This window comes from Streptomyces sp. NPDC015125, assembly GCF_043080045.1.
Classification (GTDB): Bacteria; Actinomycetota; Actinomycetes; order Streptomycetales; family Streptomycetaceae; genus Streptomyces.
Genome location: NZ_JBIBVF010000002.1, coordinates 714,949 through 739,705 on the forward strand (window position 1 = coordinate 714,949; position 24,757 = coordinate 739,705).

Consider the following 24,757-nt stretch of genomic DNA (forward strand, 5'->3'; position numbering starts at 1 on the left):
GGGCACCGCACGGCAGGCCGAGTCCGAGAGCCCCCTCCCCGGGGCGGCCGGCAGCCAATTGTTGGGCCACCCGGCTGATTGTGGCCGACGGGCGTTTCACTCCCCGCGGGTTGAACGACGGTGCGGGACGGCAGCGGCAGCACGATACGTCTGGCAGCAGAAGGACGAAGCGGCGAGGAGCGACGTGAGAAGAATGATGCGGGCGGGAAGTGTGGTCGGCGCGTGCGGGCTGGTGCTGTTCGGCGGCGCCGGAGCTGCCCAGGCGGTGAGCATCCCGGACTCCCTGCTCTCGGCAGTGGCGGACGCCGATGTCGGCACCGTGACCGGCATGGTCGAAGGGGTGGTCTGCAACAACCGCCTCGGCCAGGTCCACCACAAGTCGCCGGTGATCAGGTCGCCTCATGCCTGCATCAACGGGCCGGTGCACAGCGGAAACAGCCTCAACAGCGGCAACTTCATCAACCACGGAAACCCGAACAACAGCGGCAATCTCTCCAACACCAACGGCACCACCAACGGCGCCAACTCCGTCACGGGTGCTTCCACGGGGAGCTCCAACAACGTGCAGCGGATCCTCGGACTCCTGGTCCACTGATCCGGACAAGGCACTGACGGACCCGGCACGACCCGGGGTGCCACACGATCGCCCGGCGGACATCCGCCGGGCGATCGTCGTTTCCGCTTCCGGTATCCCCGTCGGCCCGGAAGCCCGGGAACCGGCGAGGATCAGTGTGCCGTCACAGCTTCTGGGTGCCGTAGGAGCCGATGGCCTGCTGGTTGTTGCTGGACTTCTTCGCGGCGCCGGTGGTGCCGCCGCTGTCGTCGTTGGTGTTTCCCTGGGAGGTCTTCGGGCTGCCGCTGTTGCTGTTGGAGCCGGAAACATGGACGTTCTGCGACTGCCTGGGGTTTCCGCTGAGCACCGGGCCGTTGACACAGAACCTGGTCCGGTGCCCGCAGTGGGTCCGGGCGTCGAAGCGGGCAATGGTGTCGCTGTTGGAGACCCCGTCGCCACCGGACGATTCGGCCCACGCCAGGGTGGGCGCGGCTCCGCCTGCGGCCAGGAGCAGGCCGCAAGCTCCTGCCATCACAAAGTTGACGCGTGCCATGTTCTTCACAGTGTGCTCCTGCACCTCATTGTCGGCCCCCGGGTTGTTGCTATCCCGGATGCCCGCAACGACCAAGCAGGAGCAACGGCCTGCCCCACATATTCACCCTGTCCGATTATGGGGATTCACCAGGACGGCCCTCGACAGCACGCTCCTACGCGCGCCCGTCGAGCGCCTCGGCGAAGGCGAGGATCCGGCGGGCGTCCTCGACATGCAGGTTCTCGATCAGCCGGCCGTCGACGGTGACGACCCCGCGTCCCTCGCGGGTGGCCTCGTCGAACGCATCGATGATCTTGCGGGAGCGGGCGATCTGTTCCGGCGACGGGGCGAACACCCGGTTGCACGGTTCGACCTGCGACGGATGGATGAGCGTCTTCCCGTCGAAGCCGAACTGCCGCCCCTGAACGCACTCCGCCTCGAACCCCTCGGGGTTCTTCACGTCGTTGTAGACACCGTCCAGGATCACCTTGCCGCTCTCGCGCGCCGCCAGCAGCGCCAGCGACAGCCCGGTCAGCAGCGGGGCCCGGCCGGGGACGTGCTCGGCGTGCAGCTCCTTGGCCAGGTCATTGGTGCCCATCACCAGCACCGTGAGCCGCTCGCCGGCCGCGGCCACCGCACGGGCGTCCAGCATCGCGCGCGGCGTCTCGACCATGGCCCACAGGGCGGTGTGGTCCGGAGCGCCGGCGGCCTCCAGTGCACGCTCGACCTCCCGCACGGTCTCGGCGGAGTCCACCTTGGGCACCACCACCGCATCCGGACCGGCCTCGGCGGCGGCCCGGAGGTCGTCGGCATGCCAGGCGGTGCCCGGCCCGTTGACCCGGATCGCCACCTCGCGGTAGCCGTACTCGCCGGAGGCCGCGGCGGCCGCGACCCGCATCCGGGCGTCGGCCTTGGCGTCGGGGGCGACGGCGTCCTCCAGATCGAGGATGAGGGCGTCGGCGGGGAGGGACTTGGCCTTCTCCAGGGCGCGTTCGTTGGCACCGGGCATGTAGAGCACGGAGCGGCGCGGGCGCAGGATCGCGTCGGACACGGGACTTACTCCTTTTCGGCCGCGGCGTAGGCGTCGCGCAGCTCGGGGTCGCGGGCGGCGAGGGCGTCGGCGAGTTCGGCGACCACCTGGCACTGCTTGTAGGTGGCGTCGTCCTGCATCTTGCCGTCGATCATCACCGCGCCGGTGCCGTCCCCCATCGCCTCGATGACCCGACGGGCCCAGGCGACATCGGCGGGAGCGGGCGAGAAGACCTTCTTGGCGATGCCGATCTGCACCGGGTGCAGGCTCCATGCACCGACGCAGCCGAGCAGGAAGGCGTTGCGGAACTGGTCCTCGCAGGCGGTGGTGTCCTTGATGTCGCCGAACGGGCCGTAGTACGGCAGGATGCCGTGCGCCGCACAGGCGTCGACCATCCGCGCGAGGGTGTAGTGCCACAGGTCCTGCTGGAAGGTGGCCCGCGGCGCGGCGCCGTCCGCACCGTGCGGGTCCTCCCGGACCAGGTATCCGGGGTGACCCCCGCCCACCCGGGTCGTCTTCATCCGGCGGCTGGCGGCAAGGTCGGCGGGGCCGAGCGAGATGCCCTGCATCCGGGGGCTGGCGCCGGCGATCTCCTCGACGTTGGCGACGCCGGTGGCGGTCTCCAGGATGGCGTGTACCAGGATCGGCCGCCGGATCTGTGCCTTCGCCTCCAGCTGGGCCAGCAGCCGGTCGACGTAGTGGATGTCCTCGGCGCCCTCGACCTTGGGCACCATGATCACGTCCAGCTTGTCGCCGATCTCGGTGACCAGCGTCAGCAGATCGTCCAGCGCCCACGGCGAGTCCAGGCTGTTGATGCGCGTCCACAGCTGCGTGTCGCCGAACTCCGTGGCCTTGGCGATCTTCACCAGACCGGACCTGGCCGCTTCCTTGCGGTCGGCGGCGACCGCGTCCTCCAGGTTGCCGAGCAGCACATCCACGGTGGGCGCGATGGACGGCACCTTCGCGGCCATTTTCTCGTTGCCCGGATCGAAGAAATGGATCATCCGGGACGGCCGGAACGGTACCTCGTGTACCGGGGTCGGCGCCCCGACGGCCAGCGGGCGGAAGAAGTCCTTCGGAGAGCGCATGCAGTCTCCCTGGTCGGCTCGGAGGGCGGGCCGCCGCCGGGTGCCCGGCGGCGCCATTCGGCCCTCACTCTAGGCCCGCGCCGGGAGAACGCTACTGGCCAGTATGTGTGCTGTTGATCACCGTCGGCAGCGGGGTGCCGGCCGTACGGGCCGCTCGCCGCGCCCGCCGCCCGCCACCACCGCCGGCCCGCTCAGGACCCCAGGCAGTCGACGAACGACACCCGGTCGCCCGCGCCCTTGATGAAGTCCTGCTGGGAGTGATTGCGCAAGCGGCACATGTCGTAGCGGGCCCGGGCCCCGGACCCGCCGCTGTCCGCCTCGTAAGCATGCTGCCCGGACAACTGGCACGAGTCGTAGCGCACGAGCGGACCCTGGGCGCCGATGCGATAGCGGTGCGGACTGCTGTCCTTCGCAAAGGACTTGAACGCGTTCGCGGTGTCGTCGCAGTCGTTGAAGTGCACCGTTCCGCTGTCCCAGGCGCAGTCGATCACGACGGTGTCCGGGTCGCGCACCTCGAAGCGGATGTCCTCGGCGTGGAAGCGCTGTACGGAGTCGTGGTGCGGTCCGCGCGGAAAGCGGAAGAAGGTGCTGGTGTGCCCGTAGTCGCCGGAGTCCTCGGGGCGGCGTCCGGTGACGATGTAGGAGCCACCGCGGCAGGTGATGGAACCGCCGTAGGGGAACTCCAGGAAGTTGCCCCAGGCGTACTCCACCTTCATGTCGTTGAACCAGTAGTTGAGGAACTGGTCCTGCTGGGGGTGGCTCAGTGACTTCTGGGACAGCCCGGAGTACAGGAACGCCTTGCGGTAGGCGCCGCCCACCCGGCAGGCGTCCCAGCGCATCTCCGAGTTGGTGTTGCTGCCGTCGAGGGCGAGTCCGTAGGTCCATTCGCCGGTCCACTCGCACTCGGTGAAGCGGTAGTCCTGCGCCTGTCCGGTCGAGTAGGAGTAGAAGAACGAGGCGCCGGGGGTGACGGCGGCGAAGCCGATCTGCTCGAACATCACATTCGCCCAGCTGTCCTCGTTGCGGCACAGATAGGTGTTCTCGGCCTGCCGCGGCGCGAAGAGCAACTGGGTCATGCGCTTGCCGGCCCCGCGGAACCGTAAGCCGTTGGCCTTGAGCTTTCCCCCCTGGGCGTCGAGCAGGGCGTTGGGGGAGCGGATCAGGTAGGTCCCGGCCGGCACATCGATCACGGTCCGGCCTATGTGGTCCCACACCCGGCCCGCCGCGTACGCGTACGCGCGGGCGAACGCCCGGCTGTCGTCGGTGCGGCCGTCGCCCTTGGCGCCGAAATCCGCCACCACGTCGATGACGTCCTTTCCCTTGGGCTTGTGACCGGTGACCGCGGGCACCTTGGCGTCGTCGGACGACTGCCGGGTGGCGGGGGGCGGCGGGGAGCCGTCACACCCGGTGAGGGCCGCTGCCAGCGCGGCGGCCGATCCCGCCAGCACGGACCGGCGGGTGGCACCACCGGTTGACGGGGAGGTTCTGCCTGCCATGATGTTGCTCCTTCGGGGGGTCCATTCATCAGGTGGGGGACATGAGCCAGTTCGGATATGCGATCAGACAGCTGTCGGCCGCCCAGAAATCCTCGAAGGGAGTGTCCCTGTACTCGCGTTATGTGAACCGCCCGGCCGGGCGGGTGCTGGCTGCCGCGGGCTACACACTGAAATTGACACCCAATCAAATAACCTTGATCAGTGCGGTGTTCACCTTCACCGGCGTGGCCATGATTGCGACATTGCGTCCCTCTCCCGCCGTGGCGGCCGGTATCTTCGCGGCCCTGGTCATCGGCTTCGCCCTCGACTCCGCCGACGGGCAACTCGCCCGGCTGACCCGGACCGGCAGCGCCGCGGGGGAGTGGCTGGACCATGTGGTCGACTGCGCGAAGATGCTGGCGCTCCACATGGCCGTGCTGCTCTCCTTCTACCGCTACTTCGGTTTCTCCGACCCTCGCTGTCTGCTCATTCCCGTCGCCTTCCAGTTTGCCGCGGTGGTGGTCTTCTTCGGCGGCATCCTCACGGAGCAACTCAAGCGCGCCGAACGGCAAAAGAGCGGCGCGGCCGGGCCGGCACCCGCGGCACCGGCCTCCATGCTGCGCTCCGTCGCACTGCTTCCGGTCGACTATGGCGTCTTCTGCGCGATATTCCTGCTGTTCGGCAGCCGGGACCTGTTCATGACGCTGTACTGCTGCCTGCTCGTCGCCCATCTGCTCTTCATGGTGGCGTTCCTGGTCAAGTGGTACCGCGAATTGTCCGCCCCCACCCCTGCCCCCGCCCCCGTCCCCGGCCGCTGACGGGCCGGGGACGGGACAAGGCACCCGGGCGTGCTGCCCGGGTGCGGCGGGGGTCAATTCAGCGGGTTCACGCCGGATGCGCGAGTCCGTCGAGCACCTTGCGCAACAAGGAACTCGACGTGTGCACGGTGTAGGGGAAATAGATCACATCGACCCCGACCGTCGCGAAATCCCGCTCGAGCTTGTCGCCCTTGCTCGTCCCCCGCCAGTCGTCGCCCTTGAAAAGGACGTCGAACCGCACCTGCTGCCAGGTCTCCAATTTGTCGGGCACCGTCTCGACGAACGCCGCGTCCACGAACCGGACACTGCGCACGATCTCCAGCCGCTCGGTGAGCGGAATAACCGGTGCCTTCCCCTTGGCCTGCGTCGCCATTTCGTCCGACACGACACCGGCCACCAGATAGTCGCACTGGCTCCTGGCGTGCCGGAGAATGTTCAGGTGCCCGACGTGGAAAAGGTCGTAGACCCCGGGTGCATAACCTACTCGGTGCGTCATTTACCCCCCACTTGCCCTTACCCCCACTTGCCCTGCGGTCAGTCCCTGGCGGTCACATAGACCGGGCCATTGCGCCCCGAGACATTGGTGCCGTCGGTGACCTCGATCGAGTAACGGTGCCGGGACCCGGGCTCCACGGTGTCCGTGAAGCTCATGTTGGGCCGGTTCCAGTAGCGCGAGTCCTGGTTGAGCGAGGTCAGGTACGCGCCGTCACGGTAGATCTTGTAGGTCAGGACCCCGTTGTCCCGGTCCCAGGATGCCTTCCAGTTCAGCGTGATCTTGCCGCGCGCGCCGCTCGACCCGCTGAGCAGCGGCACCTGCGGCGCCCCGGTGTCCGGCGCCGCCGCGAACCGGGTCAGGCCCTGCTGCGGTGCGTCGTTGACGGTGGTGAACTCGCCCCCCGCCCACAGGATGCCGTCCGCCATGGTCAGCGCCCGCGGGCCGATCTGCTCGCCGATCCCGTCGTTGGTGTCCGGGAACCACGGCAGGATCGTCTTGTCGGAGATCGACTGCGCCAGGAAGTGCTGGCGGTTGTTGATGTCCGTGAAGCCGCCCGGGGTGTCCGAGCAGTCGTGCGCGTGCGACCCGCTGTAGAGCACACCCTTGTACGGCAGCACCGCCTGGGTGGCGCCCAGGCAGGTGTCCTTCCACAACTGCGAGCCGTCGGACAGCCGGCCGGCCGCCCGGCCGTCGAAGACCCCGCCGCCGGTACCCTCGGCGCCCAGATAGAAGTTGGTGCCGTCGTTGGCGAGCGTCTTGACGGCCGACCGGTTGGGGATCCACCCGGTGAAGGAGTTGACGACCTTGCCGGTGGTCGCGTCCAGTCCGGCCAGCGCGTGCACGCCCAACAGGCTCCCGTTCACCGAGGTGAACCGGCCGCCGATGATGACCTTGTCGAGCTTGGGGGCGACCGTGAGGGCGTTGACCGACGGGGTGGGATCGTTGCCGACCGAGGAACCCCGGATCGTGGCCTTGAACGGCAGCAGCGTGCTGTCGGGCCGCAGGGCGGCGATCCGCTCGCGGGTCTGTCCCTGCACGGTGCCGAAGCCACCGCCGAGGTAGACGGCGTCGTCGGTGACGTCGATGGCCCGTACGGTCGAGCTGACCGTCGGCTTCCAGGCCGCCCCGATCGTGCAGTCGGCGGTGTTGAGGGCGGCCGTGTTGGACCGCCCCACCGGGCCGGCCTTCCCGAACGAGCCCCCGATGTAGATCATCGAGCCGTCGGGCGAGGCCTTCATGGCCCGGATCGTGCCCGTGCCGCCGGTGAAGGCCGGCGCACACGGCAACGGCTGACCGGTCTTGGCGTCGAAGGCCGCGAAGTTCGTGCGGGCGACCTCACCGGTGCCCGGGGCCGCGCCCGGCGGCCGGATGTGGCTGAATGTGCCTCCTACGTACACGATGCCCTTGGCGTAGGCCATGGCCCACACGACGCCGTCGGTCTGCCAGGTGCCCAGCGGATCGGCGGTCAGTGTGGTTTCACCGGTGGCCTGAGCGGGACCGGCGGTCAGTGCCGTGGACGCGGTACCCAGTACCGCGGCCGCGAGCACGAGATGGATGGTTCTGCTTCTTTGGCGCACAGGTCCCCCCTGGAAGCATGGCGCGATGGGAATTGTCGGGATAGGAAGCGGGAACGAGACGATTTCTGTGCGGAAATGAGTCCGGTGTTCACCGCGAGTTTTCCGAACCACGCTTGCGTAGCGCCCCGAAGAACTCCCCTACCCCCAGCGGCAAACGATAGCGCCAGACGGCGGCCCCGAAAGCCCCAATCGACAAAACCATTCCCAAGAAAATGCCAGGAACGCTGTCGCCGAAAAATGTCCGCATGGCGAACACCGGGAGTGCCACCGACCCGAGGCCGACCAACGCGGCGCACACATAGCCGCGGTCGACGGTGCGAAAGCCCAGCCGGTAACGGGCCAGCAGCGCCGAGGCGCCGTTGTCCACCACGATCGCCAGGCCCCAGGAGACCGCCGCCCCCGGCACCCCGTACCGCGGAACCAGCCATACGGCACTGCCCAGTTGGACCACGAACGCGGCGCCCGCGACAGCCAGATTCCAGACACTCCGTCCGGCCATGAGGATGACCGTCTGCGCATTGCCCACGCCGACGTTCACCAGACAGGCGGCCGCCAGCACCACCAGGCCCGCCGCTCCACCGGAGAAGCCGGGCCCGAAGAGCGACAGCACGGTCCGGGGGTAGGCGGCGAGGACCAGGAACACGGGCCAGGAGAAGAGCGCGATCCAGCGCGTCGACAGCCGGTGCAGCTGCTGGGCGCCCGGTGCGTCGCCGCCCGCGAGCAGCCGGCTGATCTGCGGAGCCACCGCCAGCCGGATCGCCAGTTGGAGCAGCGTCCCCGCGGTGACCAGACGTCCGATGGCGGTGTAGACACCGGCCTCGGCGGCGGTGCCCAGTGCCGACAACAGGATCACTCCGGTCCACACCGCGGTGATGTCGAACACCGAGGAGAGGGCCCGCGGACCGGCGAAGGCCCAGAACTCCCGTGTCTGCGGCGGCGGTCGGCGGGTGCCCGGATGCGTACGGCGGGACCTGCGCAGCGAAAGGCAGGCCGCCACCGCACCCAGCACCCCCGGCACCAGCCACGCCGCGGAGAGCGCGGCCACACTCGGCGTGAGCAGGACCAGCGGCACCGCAAGGAGGACGCGCAGGGCGGGCTTGCCGATCTGCTCCACGCCCACGAAGGGGACCACCGAGCCGTACCCCCGGGTGGCCCCGAGCAGCACCAACGCCACCGTCGTCACCGGGAGGAACACCGCGAACAGCCGGATCAGCGCGGCGGCCTGCCCCGGTTCCAGATCGGGCAGCAGCAGGCCGGCGAGCCCCGGGGAGAACAGCAGTGCCGCCGCCCCCGCGGTGCTCGCCAGCAGCGTCGGCAGCACCGAGATGCGCAGGAGCGCCGGTACCCCGCCCCCGCCGCTGAGTTCGAGGTCCCGGGAGACGAAGCGGACCAGGGCGGTATCGGCCCCCAGCTTGAGGGCATTGCTCAGGATGGTGAAGGCCGCGACGCCGGTGAAGACCGCGCCGGCCCCACGGGCCCCCAGCCCATGGGTGACCACGGCGACGAGGACGAACCCGAACAGCGCGTTCGCCGCCGAGCCCGCCAGGCCGAAGAGACTGCCGCGGGCGGTCGTGGCGACCCCGCGCCCGCCGCCCGCGGCCGGCCCGGGGGCCGTCGGCGCGGGCCGGCCGGAGTCCGCCGGGCGGATGGCCGTCACCTGCGCAGCGAGGTGGTGTCGGCGTCGAGGGAGGCTCCGCCCACCGGGGCGGGGCCGGTGCGGGGCGGCGGCGGGCCGGGCGGCTGAGGCGGTGCCACCACGGCGGCGCGGCCACGGCTCCGGCCGCGCTTGCGGTGGGTGGGCCCGCCGTCCGTCAGCCGACGCAGCGACGGCCCGTGGCTGCCCTTGTCCAGGACGGCACCCAGGATGTGCCCGCCGGCCCCGGTGATCAGCTCCCACACCCGGTCCAGGTCGTCCCGGCGGACCTCGTTCATATCGCAGACCACCACGACGCCCGCGGCCTGCTTGGCGACGGCCAGCCCGTCCGCATGCGACAGCAGCGGCCCCGTGATGACCACGACATTCTCGTTCGGCCCCGACGGTGTGTTGAGCAGCCGGGCGAACTGCGGTGAGGACAGGGTGCGCGCAGGGTTGGGGACCTCCCGGCCGGGCAGCAGATCGAAGCGCCCGTCGACGCCCGCGTCCACCGCGAGCCGCTCGCCGTCCGCCCAGCTGCCCGGCACCGGCCGGCCGTGGCCGGGGTGCAACGGGAGCCGCTGGGCGAGGCGGGGGGTGCGCAGATCGGCCTCGACCAGCAGGATGTCGTTGCCGATCTCGGCGAACGCACCGGCCAGGTTGACCGCGACCGACACGGCGTCCGCGTTCTCCCGGGGAGCGACGATCAGCAGACTGCCCCGTCCGGCGAACCGCTGGTCGTGCACCAGCCGGAAGGCGATCGTGCGGTAGGCCTCCGCGCGGTTGCCGCGGCCGCTCCGGCCGACCTCCAGCAGCTCCGTTCCCCCCTGCCGGCGCGGCAGGATGCCGAGCACCGGCGCCCGCAGGTTGTCCTGCACATCCGCCACCGACCGGACCCGCGGTTCCAGCACCGAGCGGACCCAGGCCGCCAGGATGCCCAGCACCAGCCCGATCACGGCGCCGGCCAGCAGCAGCACGGCGAGACCGGGACTGGATGGGAAGGCGGGCGGATCGCCCTTGCGGACGATGTCGCCGGGCGTCGTGTCGAGGGACTTCAGGCTGGAGATCCGTCCCTGCAGATCCGCTATCTCCGACACCAGATTGCTGCGCTCGGACTCGTCGGTGGCCCGCCCCGACCCGCTCGCGCCCGCGATCCGCCGGTCCAGCACCTTGCGCTGCTCCTGAAGGGGCTTCAGTTCCGCGCCGAGCTTGCTGACGGTCTTGTCGATCCGCTGCGTCGCGGCGTCCTGGCGGTAGTCGAGGTACGCATGCACAAAGGCGTTGACGAGCGCGGACGCCCGGTCGGCGGAGTCCGCGCTGTACTCGAACATCAGGGTCTGGGTCTCGGGCGGATTGCTCACCCGCAGATCGCGCTGGAGCGTGGCCGGGTCGGCGTCCAGCTTGAGGGCCTTGGCCGCACCGGCCGCGACCGAGGCGCTCTGGGCGATCTGCCGTTCGGTGCCCATGCTGATCTGCTTGTCCACCGAGACACCGCCGGCCTCGAAGGGCGCCGTACTGATCGCATGCACCACGACCTCACCCGTCGCCGTGTACGTCGAGCCGCCCAGCAGGGACACGGCGGCGCCGCCGAGCAGGCCCAGCACCAGCCCGAGTACCAGCAAAGCGCGATAGCGGAGGAGCTGGCGCAGCTGGTCGCGGATCTGGTCCGGCTCCTCCGCGGGCTCGTCGAAGACGCTCACGTACGTGCTCCTCCTGTGGGTTGAGGTGAGGTGACGCGGTGCGCCGGGGATGCCGGTGCGCACGCGGACTCCGGCGCGGACGGCGGCAGGGCCCGCCGTCCCGCTTTACGGGTGATCAGTAGGGGGATGCACACCAGCAGCGCCAGCGGGCCGACGATGGCCATCAGACTGCCGCGCAGCAACACCAGCTGGTAGAAGCCGAATGCGGGCACCAGCAGTGCCGCGAGGGTGCCCCGGCGCCGCCGCAGCCGGTGCCGGAGGGTGTCGATTCGCCGCCCCACCGCGCCGACCAGGCCGAAGACGGCGATAACCGACGGGAAACCGGCCCACATATACGTCTCGACCCACAGCGGCGCGGACAGATTGGTGAAGGTGTAGCCCGCGTGCCGGGCGAGCAGGATGCCCGCATCATCGGGCTTGCCGGACCATGCGGCGCGCGGCACGAAGAACAGCGGCGGACCCAGCGCCGCCGTCGGGGTGAAGCCATGGGTACGGACGTAGTCCACACCCGTCTCGATCTGCTGGAACGCGTCATAGTCGCCGTTGGAGGTGAACTGCTCGGCGAGCGAGACCACCTGGACCGGTTCCCGCTTGTCGTAGCGGAAGTAGTCGCTGTACGGGAAGACCACCAGCACCACCGCCGCCACGGCCGCCGCGCCGAAGCGGAAGGCGCGCGGCCCCCGCAGCCAGGACGCGCTGAAGACCAGCGCCAGCAGGACCGTCCCGGCCCAGAAACGCGGCTGGCTGATGGGGTTGTTGACCACGACGTTCACCGCGATCAGCAGCGGCAGCAGCAGCCACCGTAAGCCGCGCAGGGTCCGGTCGCCCTCGGCGAACCGCGGCACGTGCACCAGCGCCACCAGCGCCCAGAATGCCGGTACCGAAAGGGCCCAGGCCGCCATCGCCCGGTCCGCCGACCCGGCGGGCTCCGCATGCGCCGCCGCCTCGTTGGCGGCCTGCCGGCTGAGGAAGAACGCCGACAGTCCGCCCTGACCGGGAATCAGCACGACGGCCAGCAGCAGCGCCAGGCCGCACAGCAGCAGCACCCGGCTCGGCGACAGTCGTCGGGCCAGCAGCGGTTCGAGGAATGTGGAGGTACGCGCCGAGCGCCATGACGCCAGCGCCGAGCCCGCGCTGTAGGCCAGAAGTCCCGTCTCCACCACGGCCGTTGTCACAAACGCGGTGTTCGCGTCGACCACGAACCCCCGCGGATAGGCGTCCGTCGCGAGCATGGCCAACGGCGCAAGCCCCAGCCAGACATAGGAGAAGAGCCAGAAGCCGAAGGCGATCACCCGGGCCCGGACATCGGTCAGCACCCGGGCCAGCGCCGCACCGGTGTGCAGCACCACCACGCACTGCATGGCGAGCGCGGCACCGAGACGGGCGTCCAGCGACTGCAGGATCAGCACCGGCAGCAGCACCACCAGCAACAGCGCCCAGCAGCACAGTGCGGCGATGCCACGCACCGGCGCCGCGGCGCCGGACTGCTTCCCCTGCCTCATCGGCTCACCTCCCCCCAACTCCCCACCAGCGACCACAATCTAAGGGACATCGGGAAACATGGTCGCCTTCGGGACACAATCGCAACCCAATTCACAGCCCGTGGGCCCCGGCGGGCTCCTACGATGTCCGCACATCCTGAGGGGGGCCAGTCTTGGAAGACTCGTTTGCGGGCCGGTGTGTGCTGGTGGTCTCGACCAACTACGCGCCCGAACACACCGGCATAGGGCCGTACTCGACACAGATAGCCGAGCACCTGGCCGCATCCGGTGCCGACACCCATGTCCTCGCGGGCATGCCGCACTACCCGGCCTGGCGGGTGGCGGAGGGGTACCGCGGCCGGTGGCGGGCACGTGAGCGCCGCGGCGGGGTCACGGTGCACCGGCGGCGGCACACCGTACCGCCGCGTCAGACCGCCCTGCGCCGCGCGCTGTTCGAGGCGAGCATCCTGGCGCACGGCGCCGTGGCACCACCGCGTATCCGCCCCGACGTGGTGCTCACCCAGATGCCCAGCCTGGCCGGGGGTGTGCTGGGCGGGCGTCTCGCGCGACAGGCCGGGGTGCCGCATGTCGTGGTCGTGCAGGACCTGATGGGGGCCGCCGCCGCACAGAGCGGCATCCAGGGCGGTGGCCGGGCCGCCGCCCTGGCCGGAGCGGTGGAGGCCAGGGTCCTGCGCGGGGCGGCCGTCGTCGGCGTGGTGCACGAGTCGTTCGTGGACCGGGTCACGGCGATGGGCGTCCCGCCCGCACGGGTGCACGTGGTACCCAACTGGACCCATGTGGCGGGCCCGAGCGGCGACCGGGAACGGACCCGGGCACGGCTGGGCTGGTCCGGCAAGGAGACCGTGGTGCTGCACGCCGGCAACATGGGCCTCAAGCAGGGACTGGAGGTACTGGTCGAGGCCGCCCGGCTCGCCGACCAGGAAGCCGCGCCCGTACGGTTCGTGCTGATGGGCGACGGCAACCAGCGCGCACATCTGCAACGGCTCGCCACCGGCATCTCGTCGCTGTCCTTTCTGCCGCCCGCCGACACCGCGGAGTTCCCCGAGGTGCTCGCCGCCGCCGATGTGCTCGCGGTGACCCAGAAGGCTTCCGTGCTGGACATGAGCCTGCCGTCCAAGCTCACCTCGTACTTCATGACGGGCCGGCCGGTGATCGCGTCGGTGGCCGCCGAAGGGGGCACCGCCCAGGAGGTGCTGCGCTCGGGCGCCGGGTCGGTGATCGCACCGGAGGACCCGAAGGCGCTGCTCGCGGAGGTCCGGGCGCTCGCCGACGACCCCGGGCGGGCGGCCCGGCTCGGAGCCCGCGGTCCGGAGTACGTCGAGCAGCGGCTGAGCAGCCGGGCCGGTCTGGAGCGGATCACGGCTCTGCTGCGGACCGCGAAGGCCGGGCGGTAGCCGCGCGGGCGGCGGGGCGGTGTCCTCCCCGCCGCCCCGGATCACCCGGCGCCGGGCCGGGCGAGGGAGCCGTACAGCTCCTCCAGCCGGTCGGCCACGGCCGCCAGGGAGAACTCCGCCTCGACGGCCGCACGGCCCGCGCGGGTGACGCGCTCCCGCAGCGGGTGGTCCTCCAGGAGTCGCAGCACCGCATCCGCCAGCTGTTCCGGCGAACCGTCGGTCACCAGAGCGGCCCCGCTCCGCTGGAGGGCTGCGGCGATACCGCAGCTGTCCGTGCACACCACCGGCGTGCCCACCGCCAAGGACTCCAGCACACTCATCGGGAAGGGTTCGTCGACGCTGGGCAGGACGTACACGGTGGCCCGCGCGGTCCGGCGCACGGCGGCGTCGTGATCGAGGGCCCCGCCATACGTCACCACCTCACCGAGTCCCTCGTCGGCGATCAGCCGCCGGACCTCCGCGAGCCGCCCCTCGTCCGAACCGTGCAGGGTGAACGACACCTCGGGCCGCTTACGGTGCACCAGCCCCGCCATCCGGACGAAGGCCTCGGGCCGTTTGCGGCTCTGCAAGCGGGCGAGGAACAGCACATCGGCCGCGCTGCGGTCCGTTTCGTCGGGCCGGGCGCGGACTCCGTTGGGGAGCCTGACCAGGCGCGGGCCGTGCGGCCCCAGCACCTGCCGCAGCCCGGCCTCTTCCTCGTCGGTGAGTACCAGTGCCGCCGCCGCCCGGCGCAGCAGCGGGACATACACCCGGTCGAAGAGCCGGGCCACCGCCGAGCGGCGCGGCTGGACCATGCCGTGTGTCTGCACCACGAAGGGGCGGCGGCGCACCACGGCCACCGCGAGCGCGGCCAGCGACACCAGATCGCGCCCGGCGTGCAGATGCAAGGCGCCGGACCGGCCGGCACTCCGCCAGAGCACCGGCAGCAGCCCCGGGTGGAACAGGCCGAGGAACCCCTGCCCCGGTATCAGCGTGCGGGCCGGACGGGCGCGGAGCGGGACTCCGTCCACGGACCGCGGGGGCGCCCCACGCCCCCGCCACAGCGAGACCAGCTCCACCCCGTGGCCGCGCGAGGCAAGTTCGCCCAATTGGCCGGTGGCCACGCTCACCGGGCCGCCGTACGCCCCGTCGTCGCTGACCAGGGTCACGACATGGGTGACCCTCATACCGCACCCCCGGTGGTGTGCACGGCCCCCGGGGGCACGTCGCGGTGGGCCACCGCGCCGGCGCCGACCACCGCACCCGCCCCGACGGTGACGCCGCGCAGCACCATGGCGCGGGCGGCCACCCAGGACCCCTCCGCCAGATGAATCGGCGCATTGTCGAACTCGAAGGTGGGCGAGCGCCGTTGATGGCTTCCGGTGCACAGCACGGCGCCCTGGGACACACAGACGTCGCCGGCGATGCTGATCGGCTCCAGGTTGATCAGCCAGGAGTCCTCACCGAGCCAGACGTCGTCGCCGACCGTCAGCTTCCACGGCCACTGCACCCGCACCCGGTGCCGTATCAGCACCCGTTCACCGACGCGGGCGCCGAAGGCCCGCAGCAGCGGGGGCCGCAGCCGCGGCGGGAACCACCATTTCATGAACACCAGATTCAGCACGGCGAACCAGGCGGCCTGCATCAGCAGCCCCCGGCCCTTGTCGTAACCGGCGCCGGTGAAACCGCGCAGCCGGCGGGCGGTGGCGGTAGAGGTCATCGGTCCACCCGCACCCGGTGGCCGGAGAGTTCGTCCGCCAGCTGCCGTACGTCCGACTCGACCATGATCCGGGCGAGTTCGTCGAACTGCACCTTCGCCGACCAGTCCAGCAGGCTCTTGGCCTTGGACGCGTCGCCGATGAGCGCATCCACTTCGGAGGGGCGCTCATACTTCGGGTCGAAGCGCACATAGCGCTCCCAGTCCAGCTCCACCGTGGCGAAGGCGGCCTGCAGGAAGTCGCGCACGGTCGCGGCCACGCCGGTCGCCACCACATAGTCGTCGGGCTCGTCCCGCTGGAGCATCAGCCACATGGCCTCCACGTACTCCGGGGCGTAACCCCAGTCGCGGACGGCGTCGAGGTTGCCCAGATAGAGATGTTCCTGCAGGCCCGCCTGGATGCGGGCCACCGCGCGGGTGATCTTGCGGGTGACGAAGGTTTCGCCCCGCCGGGGGCTCTCGTGGTTGAAGAGGATGCCGTTCACGCCGAACAGCCCGTACGCCTCGCGGTAGTTGACCGTGGACCAGTACGCCATCACCTTGGCGCAGCCGTACGGGCTGCGCGGGTGGAAGGGCGTCGCCTCGTTCTGCGGCGGCGGGGTGGCGCCGAACATCTCCGAGGACGAGGCCTGGTAGAGCCGGGTCTGCACCCCGCTGGCGCGGATGGCCTCCAGCAGTCGTACGGCGCCCAGCCCGGTCACGTCGCCGGTGTACAGCGGAGCGTCGAAGGAGACCCGGACATGGGACTGGGCCCCGAGGTTGTAGACCTCGTCGGGCTGCACATCACGCAGCAGGTTCACCAGGGCGACCCCGTCCGAGAGGTCGCAGTGGTGCAGCAGCAGTCTGCGGTCCGGGGTGTGCGGGTCCTGGTAGATGTGGTCGATGCGCTCGGTGTTGAAGCTCGACGACCGTCTCATCAGCCCGTGCACCTCATAGCCCTTACCGAGCAGCAATTCGGCCAGATAGGAACCGTCCTGTCCGGTGATACCGGTGATGACCGCGGTTTTAGGCATGGCTTCCCCCCACGAGAAGTGATGTACATCGGGATCGTTCGATGGAATTCCCACGCGCGGCGGACCGCGGGGCGTGGACGCTACCCGCTCCCTGGCGGGTGGTCGAGAGCGGAGTGCGGCAGATATTTCCTGAAATAGCCGGTAGGCGTATCGGGTTCACTGACACAATCCGGCCCATGGATGACTTGCTGCCCACACCCGCCCGTGTCTTTGTCGCAGGCCACAGAGGTCTGGTGGGATCCGCCGTGGCCCGGCGGCTGAGCGCCCAGGGCTATGACGTACTGACCCGCACGCACGCGGAGCTCGACCTGCGTGATGCCGACGCCACCGCGGCATTTCTGCGCGCGGCCCGGCCCGATGCCGTCGTCCTGGCGGCCGCCAAAGTCGGCGGAATCATGGCCAACAGCACCTACCCCGTGCAGTTCCTGGAGGACAACCTGAGCATCCAGCTCAGCGTCATCGCCGGTGCGCACCACGCCGGGGTCCGCCGCCTGCTGTTCCTCGGTTCGAGCTGCATCTACCCCAAGCACGCCGCGCAGCCCATCACCGAAGACGCCCTGCTGAGCGGGCCGTTGGAGCCCACCAACGAGGCGTATGCGATCGCCAAGATCGCCGGACTGGTCCAGGTCCGGTCCTACCGCCGGCAGTACGGAGCCTCCTTCATCTCCGCCATGCCGACGAACCTCTACGGGCCCGGCGACAATTTCGACCTGGAGACCTCGCACGTCCTGCCGGCGCTCATCCGCCGCTTCCACGAGGCGAAGGAGAAGGGACTGGCGGAGCTCACGCTGTGGGGCACCGGCACCCCGCTGCGCGAGTTCCTGCACGTCGACGACCTGGCCGCGGCCTGCGAGGTGCTGCTGCGCCGCTATGACGGCGACGACACCGTCAACGTCGGATGCGGCGAGGACCTGACCATCGCCGACCTCGCGTCCTGCGTCGCCTCCGCGGTGGGCTACGAGGGTCGGATCGCCTTCGACCCGACCCGCCCCGACGGCACCCCGCGCAAGCTGCTCGACATCAGCAGGATGCGTGCACTGGGCTGGTCGCCCACCATCCCGCTGGCCGAGGGCATCGCCCGCACCTACCGGGCGTGGCAGGCGGAGCCGGCCCGGGTGTGATCGGACCCGCCCCGTGGTGTGCGGCCGGCGCCCGCCCCTTCGCGAGGAGCCGGCCGCACACCGGGGCCCTATGTGGCTAGTAGGCACCGCGCCCGTCCACCACGGCGCGCACGGTCCGGACCAGCACACCGATGTCCCTGCCGTAGGACCAGTTGTCCACATAGCTCAGATCCAGTGCGACGGTCTCGTCCCAGGAGAGGTCGGACCGCCCGCTGACCTGCCACAGACCGGTCAGCCCCGGCTTGACGGATAACCGGCGGAGCTCGGTCCCGTCGTACCGCTCGACCTCCTCGGGAAGCGGCGGCCGCGGCCCGACCAAGGACATATGGCCGGCCAGGACATTGAACAGCTGGGGCAGTTCGTCCAGCGAGAAGCGCCGCAGCAGACGGCCCACCCGGGTCACCCGGGGATCCCGCCGGATCTTGAACATCGCCCCGTCGTGCTCGTTCGCCGGCTCCAGCGCGCCCCGCATCCGGTCGGCGGCGACGACCATCGTGCGGAACTTCCACATCCGGAACGGCATCAGATCCCGGCCGATGCGGATCTGCCAGTAGAACACCGGGCCCGCGGTGGTGAGCCTTATGGCCGCGGCCACGGCGGCGAAGACGGGGGAGAGCAGCACGAGCAGCAGCAGGGCCCCCAGCCGGTCGGTGACCTGCTTCAGCAGCACCGGAAGCACCCGCTGGCCCGCCGGTTCGATGTGCATCACCGTCAGGCCCGCCGCCTTGGCGAGCCGGACCCGGTGCTGTGACACATCGAGAAGGCCCGGAAGTATGGCCAGATTCCGCCCCCCATCGTGCAGTGCCCAGGCCAGTCGGCGCACCCGTGCAGCGGAGAGCTGACGCCCCGGCGCCACAAAGACCAGATCGGCATCGAGTTGCGCGGCGCACCTGAGGACGGTCTCGCCGTCCGGCGCCCCCTCGGGTGCCACCCCGTCGGAAGCGAGCCGAGCGGCGACGGGCAGCGCCGAGTCGGTGCCTTCCTCCCCGACGAGACAGCTGCCGACGACGACGTATTCGTGGTCGGTACGGTGCGCCAGCTCCGCGAGCACCACATCGACGGCGCCCGCTTCCCCGACGACCAGGACGCGTCGCAGCGCCTGCGCACGACGGCGCATGGCCAGCAGATACCGGTGGACGAGTCTGCGCCGGACCATGCCCAGCCCCAGGCAGGGCAGCAGCGCGAGCACACAGACCCCGAGCTCGACCTCGATCCGTGCCCCGACACAGATGACGGCCAGCACGCCCAGCATGGTCAGCCAGTCCCGCACGACCGGCAGCACCGTGTTGCCGTTGCTCAGCTCATCTCTGCTGTAACGATTCTTTGTTGTGCCGACGGCCAGCCACGACAGACCGGCCAGCACCGCCGTGAGCCACGGCTGCGGTTGCCGCGTCACGGCACAGAGCATGCCGACCGGCACCAGGGCGCCCAAGGCGTCCACGGCCCACGCCAGCCGCACAAGCCAGCGCTCCATCGGTTTGTGCCTACCTGACTCGGTGCGCTGCGGCGCACGATCCACCTTGGCTGTTCCGGAAGGTGATTCGATCACCCGTGGTCCGGCAGCTTCGAACAACCCCATGGCCCCCCACTTGGTCGTCCCCTCATTCCGGCGCGGCTGGAGCCCCCCGGCCACACAACCGCCTCCGTGTCGGACGTGACGCTAGAGCACGGTGCGCCCGACTGCTGTGGTTTACCTATTTTGAGTGTTCTTGTGTCCGATTGTTTACAAGCCAACGGTCACGTGATCCGATTTCGGCCGTTGTCCCGGGACCCGGACCGGGTGGGCGGCACCGCTCGTGCACGGCTGCCGGACTTTCCGGTGTGCCCTGACCGCACCCCGCTTAGCATGCAGGCCATGAACAGCGATCTTTTCTCTGCCGAGAACATGGCCACGCCCGCCACCGCGCCCGGGATGACCCAGCAGAACGCAAAGTCGATCAAGTACGCCCTGGACGGTGAGTGTTATGCGCGACAGGGCTCGATGATCGCCTACCGCGGTGATCTGCAGTTCGAGAAGCAGGGGCAGGGCTTCGGCAAGTTCCTCAAGCGCGCGGTCACCGGCGAGGGGCTGGCGCTGATGGCCGTACGGGGCCGAGGCGAGGTGTGGTTTGCGCACGAAGCCGCCAACTGCTTCGTCATCGACCTCGCCCCCGGCGACGGCATCACCGTCAACGGCCGCAATGTGCTGTGCTTCGACCCGTCCCTCTCCTACGAGATCAAGGTCGTCAAGGGTGCCGGCATGGTCGGCGGCGGGCTCTTCAACTCCGTCTTCAGCGGGCAGGGCAAACTGGCGGTGATGTGCGAGGGCAATCCCCTCGTCATACCCGTGTCCCCGCAGTCCCCGGTCTTCGTCGACACCGACGCCGTGGTCGGCTGGAGCAGCAGCCTGCAGACCACGCTGCACCGTTCGCAGAGCCTCGGCTCGATGCTCCGCGGCGGCTCCGGCGAGGCCGTTCAACTCCGTCTCGACGGCGAGGGCTTTGTGATCGTACGGCCCAGTGAACTCCGCCCGGAGAAGGAAGCCGGCAACTGATCCGGGTCATCGGCCGGCCACCGGTCCAGGCCGTCGGTGCGCCGCCCGGCGTGGGCGGCGCGGCACACGGTCGGGGTACCGAAGCGCACCCCTCCGCGCGGCGGGACCGGCAACGCAGGCGAGGGCCGGTCCGGGCAGCGGCGTAGGCGACTTCGCCCCGCGCGTCACCGGCTGGCATGATCGCGCCCATGGCTGAACGCGTGATCGCCGCATGTGACGGCGCGTCGAAAGGAAACCCCGGGCCCGCGGGCTGGGCCTGGGTCATCGCCGACGGTGAGGGAGCCGTCGTGCGGTGGGAGGCCGGGCCGCTGGGCACCGCAACGAACAATGTCGCCGAACTCACGGCCCTGGAACGCCTGCTGGCAGCCACCGGGCCGGCCGTTCCCCTGGAGATCCGGATGGACTCCCAGTACGCCATGAAGGCCGTCACCACCTGGCTGCCCGGCTGGAAACGCAAGGGGTGGAAGACCGCCGCGGGCAAGCCCGTCGCCAACCAGGAACTCGTGATGCGCATCGACGCGCTGCTCACGGACCGCTCCGTGGAGTTCCGGTATGTACCGGCGCACCAGGTGGACGGCGATCCGCTCAACGATTTCGCCGACCGGGCCGCCAGTCAGGCAGCGATCGTCCAGGAGGCCGCCGGCAGCGAGCTCGGCTCCCCGCAGCCACCGCCGGCCTCCGGCGCCGTCCGGCCCGCCGGCCCGCGCCGGGGAGCCTCCGGCGCGGCAGCGAAGACGGCGTCCGCGAAGACGGCGTCCTCGCCCAAGCGGCGCACCTCGGGGAATGCGACGCGGACACTCAACGCCAAGTTCCCCGGACGCTGCCGCTGCGGGCGCTCCTATGCGGCAGGCGAGCCCATCACCAAGAACCCGGACGGCTGGGGGCACCCCGCGTGCCGCTCGGACGCCGGCAGCGCCGACTGAAGCGCCTCGGCCGGCGCCTCACGGAGGTGGCCGGTACCGGCCGGGGGAAGTCCTGCCAGCCACGACGTGCCGGGGAGTCCCGCGGGCCACGACCGGCCGGCGGGCCCGCCCTGGGCCCGCCGCATGCCCTGATCTGTGACTCTGCCCCTTGATCGACCATCGGCCCCGGCGATGTCGATGTCGATGTCCGGACAGTACGGTGACTGGACATCGCCGGCGGGCATTGCAGGAGGCCGGGGCGTCGATCGAGGATGTGCACCCGGGCCTGCTGAGGCAAGGCCGCCAAAGCCCGGCAACGCCAGGGCCCGGCCATCCGGGTCACCCACGAGCCGCTGCGGCATCGGCTGCTCCGCTCGCCTGCTGTCCTGAGTCGGGCTTGCCTCCCTTGGGGCTCGCCACCGGTACGCCGAGCGGGCGGGCGATGCCCACCACACCCTCGTCGAGGCGCTGGAGGTGCCGCAGCACGCGGAAGGTGACCGTGCCCGAACGCAGTGCCCCGGAACCTGCGGCATCCAGCATCGCCGCGATACTGACGCCGGATTCCACCTCGCCCTCGGTGCTCTCCTCCAGCACGCGCGCGACGATGAGATCGATGTTCTGCGCGATCCGGCGGCCGGCTCGCTCCAGGCGCGGGTCGGCCGCGACGGTCTTGCTGTACGGCACGAGTTCCGCCGTCGCCGCCAGGGAACGGGCGTGGTAGGCGGCGGTCTCCAGCAGCGCGACCAGGTATCGGGCGGTCTGCCGCCGCACCCGCAGCGGGGTGATCGGATGGGTCAAGGGCTGGGTGGAGGCACGGAGATCGTCCAGCGCCGTGTCCAGGTCGCGGGCCTTGCCCAGCAGGTCCACGGCCGGCCCGCCACTGAGCTGTTCCACCGCGGCGGAGACGACATCCCGCAGCCGGACCAGCACCGTGCCCAGTTGCTCGTCCGTACGGCGGTCCGTGTGTATGGGCAGCACCAGTACGGCGGCGATGATCCCGCAAGCGGCGCCCAGCGCCGTCTCCTCGATGCGCAGCACCAGCACGGTCAGGCTGTAGGTGTTGAGCAGGGTGTAGAGCAGACCGAGCATCGCGGTGACGAAGAAGGACATCAGCGCATACGACAGCGGTGCGGTGAAGTACATCCCGAAGATGCAGAGCAGCACGAGGGCGAATGCGGGCCAGGTGTGGTCGCCGACCAGCCCGGCGAGAGCGACACCGGCGACCACCCCGAGGACCGTGCCCACCAGCCGGCGGTAGCCCTTGACCAGGATCTCGCCCGTGGAGGCGGTGTTGAGGAAGACGACCCAGCAGGTCAGCACCGCCCAGTACCAGCGCTGGCTGGACAGGAACTCACCGCCGATGATGGCCAGTGTCGAGCCCACCGCGACCTGGTACGCGGCACGGGTGGTCGGCCTTTGGAGCCCGGTGCGGTCCTCCTCCGTCTCTTCGGCCTCCTCGGCCCCGACGATCGCGAGATCCTCGGCGTCGAACTCTTCGCGTGAGCGTGTGGTGGCCGGAGTGTCGTCCGACTCGTCCTGCGGCCCGTCCAGCGCCAGCCGCAGACCCAGCACGGCACGCGCCGTTTCACCGAGCCCGCGGAAGACGTCCTGGACGACGGACGAGGCGCGCGGCAGGTTGTCCTCGTCGCGGTAGCCGAGCAGCCTGTTGCGTACATGGGCCAGCGCGGTGCCGCGGTCGTCGGCCGCGCGCCGGGCGACCAGCAGGAGCAGAGAGTTCAGATCCCGGCGCAGCGTGACGGTCGCATCGTCCTCGGCCGGTGTACGGGTCGCCGTGGCCGGCACGGGGGCGTGCGGCAGATGCATGGTGAGCGTGTCCGCCCGCTCGGCGCTGCGGGCGTTGAGGATCAGCATGCCCAGCCGTTCGGCGGCGATCTCGGCATCCGCGACGCGGCGTTGCACCAGTCCCGCCGCGGCGGCACTCTGCGTGCCCTCCTCCAGGAGGCCCTGGATCATCAAGGCCGCTTCGTGCAGCCGGGCGGTGTGCCGTCGCAGATCGTCGAGGACCTTGTCCAGTTCCTCGGGGCCGGCGTCCAGCAACTCCAGCTGGGTGGCCAGCAGCTGGGCGAGACGCGCCCGGAAGGCCTCGCGCAGCCGGCCCAGGGTGCGCTGGGGTGTCTCCGGGACGACGGCGAACCGTACGACCGCGCTGCATGCGAAGGCGATGCCCAGGGTCAGATACAGCTCGGGGAGGGTGGGGACGGTGGCGTGTACGAACAGCGAGACGAAGTAGACCTGGAAGCCGATCAGGCCGAGGGCGGTGCCGCGGTCACCGAACCGCCGGGAGTAGACGGCACCGAAGATCAGGAGGACGAAGAACACATCACCGGCGATGACCAGGGCGTGCAGCAGTGCCGCCAGCGACATGGCGGCCAGCGCGACGGGCAGGCCCAGCGCCAGCGTGATCGCCTGGCCGCGTACCTCCTTCTCCCTGATCGCGAAGGTGGCGACCATGGCCGCCATGGCGCCCGCGACCATGAGGGTGACACCGGTGCCGAACAGGGCGAGGACGACGAGCGTGAGCACGATCGCCCCGACCGTCCGCAGCCCCGCCTTCAGCCGCAGCAGCCCTGGGTCGGATGCCGCGAAGCGGTCCCAGGTTCTCGTCCCAGTCCGCCGTATCGCTGCCATCACGGTGCCGTACACTCCCACTTCTTGCCATGATCCGGGTTGCTCCAGCATCGCACGCCTGATCGGAACGACTTCATCCGCATCGTCTCCCGCGCCGTCGTGTGGCACGTGCGGGTCCGCGGGTCCTCGTACCCCCACGAAGTCCGCCCCGCCCCGCCGCGCGAACGCTCCCCGCCTCGCGAACTCCCACACCGCGCTCCTCCCCGCGGCCCGCGCACTCTTCCGCCTTCCCGGCGCCCGCTGGTTTTCCGGGTGTTAGCCAGGCGTTAGCCGATCATCAGTGGTGGCACCCAGGGTGAGTGCCACGAACGAACGAGCACCCATCGACCGGTCCCGCGGTCGGCTCTCCCGTTCGCGTCACCCTTCGCGGGGGCTGGGGAGGGCCGGGCGGGCCGGACGCCGGGTGTGAACCGAGGTCTCTCCGGGTTCCGGGGAAAAGGGAGTTGATGACTGATGACCATCCGTGGTCTGCGTACCGCCGCCACCGTCACCGCCGCTGTCGCCCTTGCCGTGGGAGCGAGCGCCGGCATGGCTTCCGCGGCCGGTGCGGCATCCGGCGCGGCCGGCGCGTGCGGGCCGGGGGCGCTGAAGGTCACGACCACCAGCGCGGGTTCGAGCCAGGCCGGAATGAATCACGAGGGCACCTACCTGAAGGTGACCAACACCGGCACGAGCGCGTGCGCGATAGGCGGTTACCCGGGGCTGGCGCTGGAGGGTGCCGGTCACACGGCCCTGAAGACCACTGCGCACCACGGTGACACCTACTTCGCCAAGGACCCGGGTGCGCACGGGATCACCCTGAAGCCGGGCAAGAGCGCCTTCGCCGATCTGGTCTGGACGCACGCCGGTCCGTCCTCCGCGCAGGCCAAGTACCTGCAGGTGTCCCCGACGGGCAGCAACTCGCACGGCGTCGTGGCGTTCGACAAGGCCGTCGACGGCGGGGAGCTGTCCGTGACCGCCTGGTCGGCGACGCCGCCCAGCGCTTCCTGACCGCTTCAGGCATGCCGGAGGCCCGACCCACCGCGCGTCGGGCCTCCGGCATGCC

General features: G+C 70.5%; 21 protein-coding genes. 7 read left to right on the forward strand and 14 right to left on the reverse strand.

The window, feature by feature from the left end:
• Positions 1 to 196: 196 nt before the first annotated feature.
• Complete coding sequence (locus tag ACF088_RS08645; RefSeq protein WP_392374995.1) at positions 197 to 595, forward strand: hypothetical protein; 399 nt, start codon at positions 197 to 199, stop codon at positions 593 to 595.
• A 142-nt stretch (positions 596 to 737) separates the two neighbouring features.
• Here ACF088_RS08645 and ACF088_RS08650 read toward each other — a convergent pair whose 3' ends face one another.
• The 4 genes from ACF088_RS08650 to ACF088_RS08665 all read right to left on the reverse strand — a co-directional run bounded on the left by ACF088_RS08650 (position 738) and on the right by ACF088_RS08665 (position 4,699).
• Complete coding sequence (locus tag ACF088_RS08650) at positions 738 to 1,106, reverse strand: hypothetical protein (RefSeq protein WP_392374665.1); 369 nt, start codon at positions 1,104 to 1,106, stop codon at positions 738 to 740.
• Between the two features lie 154 nt (positions 1,107 to 1,260).
• On the reverse strand, positions 1,261 to 2,136 hold the full coding sequence (locus ACF088_RS08655; protein WP_392374666.1) for an HpcH/HpaI aldolase/citrate lyase family protein: 876 nt from the start codon (positions 2,134 to 2,136) through the stop codon (positions 1,261 to 1,263).
• A gap of 5 nt (positions 2,137 to 2,141) precedes the next feature.
• Positions 2,142 to 3,203 (reverse strand): HpcH/HpaI aldolase/citrate lyase family protein, encoded by a 1,062-nt coding sequence (locus tag ACF088_RS08660; protein ID WP_392374667.1) that lies wholly within the window; start codon positions 3,201 to 3,203, stop codon positions 2,142 to 2,144.
• Positions 3,204 to 3,394: 191 nt separating this feature from the next.
• On the reverse strand, positions 3,395 to 4,699 hold the full coding sequence (locus ACF088_RS08665) for a glycosyl hydrolase family 28-related protein (protein ID WP_392374668.1): 1,305 nt from the start codon (positions 4,697 to 4,699) through the stop codon (positions 3,395 to 3,397).
• A 41-nt stretch (positions 4,700 to 4,740) separates the two neighbouring features.
• Between ACF088_RS08665 and ACF088_RS08670 the strand changes: the two genes are divergently transcribed.
• Positions 4,741 to 5,496 carry a CDP-alcohol phosphatidyltransferase family protein gene (locus ACF088_RS08670; RefSeq protein WP_392374669.1) on the forward strand — a complete coding sequence of 252 codons (756 nt, stop codon included), beginning with the start codon at positions 4,741 to 4,743 and terminating at the stop codon, positions 5,494 to 5,496.
• 67 nt (positions 5,497 to 5,563) lie between these two features.
• On the opposite strand, the gene ACF088_RS08675 is transcribed toward ACF088_RS08670, so the two are convergent.
• From ACF088_RS08675 to ACF088_RS08695, 5 genes are all read right to left on the reverse strand, one after another.
• Positions 5,564 to 5,992: an adenylyltransferase/cytidyltransferase family protein gene (locus tag ACF088_RS08675; protein WP_392374670.1), complete on the reverse strand. Its 429-nt coding sequence runs from the start codon at positions 5,990 to 5,992 to the stop codon at positions 5,564 to 5,566.
• A gap of 38 nt (positions 5,993 to 6,030) precedes the next feature.
• Positions 6,031 to 7,539, reverse strand: coding sequence for a fibronectin type III domain-containing protein (locus ACF088_RS08680; RefSeq protein WP_392374671.1), 1,509 nt, complete (start codon positions 7,537 to 7,539; stop codon positions 6,031 to 6,033).
• A 118-nt stretch (positions 7,540 to 7,657) separates the two neighbouring features.
• Complete coding sequence (locus ACF088_RS08685) at positions 7,658 to 9,226, reverse strand: oligosaccharide flippase family protein (RefSeq protein ID WP_392374672.1); 1,569 nt, start codon at positions 9,224 to 9,226, stop codon at positions 7,658 to 7,660.
• Complete coding sequence (locus ACF088_RS08690; protein ID WP_392374673.1) at positions 9,223 to 10,902, reverse strand: lipopolysaccharide biosynthesis protein; 1,680 nt, start codon at positions 10,900 to 10,902, stop codon at positions 9,223 to 9,225. The genes ACF088_RS08685 and ACF088_RS08690 overlap by 4 nt, the downstream gene beginning before the upstream one ends.
• Positions 10,899 to 12,404, reverse strand: a complete 1,506-nt coding sequence (locus tag ACF088_RS08695; protein WP_392374674.1) for a hypothetical protein — start codon at positions 12,402 to 12,404, stop codon at positions 10,899 to 10,901. Before ACF088_RS08695 ends, ACF088_RS08690 begins: the two co-directional genes overlap by 4 nt.
• Positions 12,405 to 12,589: 185 nt before the next feature.
• Here ACF088_RS08695 and ACF088_RS08700 point away from each other — a divergent pair, with 185 nt between their 5' ends.
• A complete protein-coding gene (locus tag ACF088_RS08700; RefSeq protein ID WP_392374997.1) occupies positions 12,590 to 13,798 on the forward strand; it encodes a glycosyltransferase in 1,209 nt (402 codons plus the stop codon).
• Between the two features lie 41 nt (positions 13,799 to 13,839).
• Here the strand turns inward: ACF088_RS08700 and ACF088_RS08705 are convergent, their stop codons facing one another.
• From ACF088_RS08705 to gmd, 3 genes are read right to left on the reverse strand one after another with little or no spacing between them, the layout of a single operon-like run.
• The gene (locus tag ACF088_RS08705; protein WP_392374675.1) at positions 13,840 to 14,964 is read right to left on the reverse strand and encodes a glycosyltransferase; all 1,125 of its coding nucleotides are present in this window, start codon (positions 14,962 to 14,964) and stop codon (positions 13,840 to 13,842) included.
• Positions 14,961 to 15,497 carry a putative colanic acid biosynthesis acetyltransferase gene (locus tag ACF088_RS08710; RefSeq protein WP_392374676.1) on the reverse strand — a complete coding sequence of 179 codons (537 nt, stop codon included), beginning with the start codon at positions 15,495 to 15,497 and terminating at the stop codon, positions 14,961 to 14,963. The genes ACF088_RS08705 and ACF088_RS08710 overlap by 4 nt, the downstream gene beginning before the upstream one ends.
• Positions 15,494 to 16,507, reverse strand: coding sequence for a GDP-mannose 4,6-dehydratase (gene gmd / locus ACF088_RS08715; RefSeq protein ID WP_392374677.1), 1,014 nt, complete (start codon positions 16,505 to 16,507; stop codon positions 15,494 to 15,496). Before gmd ends, ACF088_RS08710 begins: the two co-directional genes overlap by 4 nt.
• Before the next feature lie 176 nt (positions 16,508 to 16,683).
• On the opposite strand from gmd, the gene ACF088_RS08720 reads away from it, so the two are divergent.
• Positions 16,684 to 17,628 carry a GDP-L-fucose synthase family protein gene (locus ACF088_RS08720; protein ID WP_392374678.1) on the forward strand — a complete coding sequence of 315 codons (945 nt, stop codon included), beginning with the start codon at positions 16,684 to 16,686 and terminating at the stop codon, positions 17,626 to 17,628.
• Between the two features lie 76 nt (positions 17,629 to 17,704).
• Here ACF088_RS08720 and ACF088_RS08725 read toward each other — a convergent pair whose 3' ends face one another.
• Positions 17,705 to 19,102, reverse strand: a complete 1,398-nt coding sequence (locus ACF088_RS08725) for a sugar transferase (RefSeq protein ID WP_392374679.1) — start codon at positions 19,100 to 19,102, stop codon at positions 17,705 to 17,707.
• Positions 19,103 to 19,483: 381 nt separating this feature from the next.
• Here ACF088_RS08725 and ACF088_RS08730 point away from each other — a divergent pair, with 381 nt between their 5' ends.
• Positions 19,484 to 20,161: an AIM24 family protein gene (locus ACF088_RS08730; protein ID WP_392374680.1), complete on the forward strand. Its 678-nt coding sequence runs from the start codon at positions 19,484 to 19,486 to the stop codon at positions 20,159 to 20,161.
• Positions 20,162 to 20,337: 176 nt separating this feature from the next.
• Complete coding sequence (locus tag ACF088_RS08735; RefSeq protein WP_392374681.1) at positions 20,338 to 21,084, forward strand: ribonuclease H; 747 nt, start codon at positions 20,338 to 20,340, stop codon at positions 21,082 to 21,084.
• A 318-nt stretch (positions 21,085 to 21,402) separates the two neighbouring features.
• On the opposite strand, the gene ACF088_RS08740 is transcribed toward ACF088_RS08735, so the two are convergent.
• Positions 21,403 to 23,712 (reverse strand): FUSC family protein, encoded by a 2,310-nt coding sequence (locus ACF088_RS08740; RefSeq protein ID WP_392374682.1) that lies wholly within the window; start codon positions 23,710 to 23,712, stop codon positions 21,403 to 21,405.
• Between the two features lie 453 nt (positions 23,713 to 24,165).
• Between ACF088_RS08740 and ACF088_RS08745 the strand changes: the two genes are divergently transcribed.
• On the forward strand, positions 24,166 to 24,702 hold the full coding sequence (locus ACF088_RS08745) for a DUF4232 domain-containing protein (RefSeq protein WP_392374683.1): 537 nt from the start codon (positions 24,166 to 24,168) through the stop codon (positions 24,700 to 24,702).
• Positions 24,703 to 24,757: the final 55 nt, after the last annotated feature.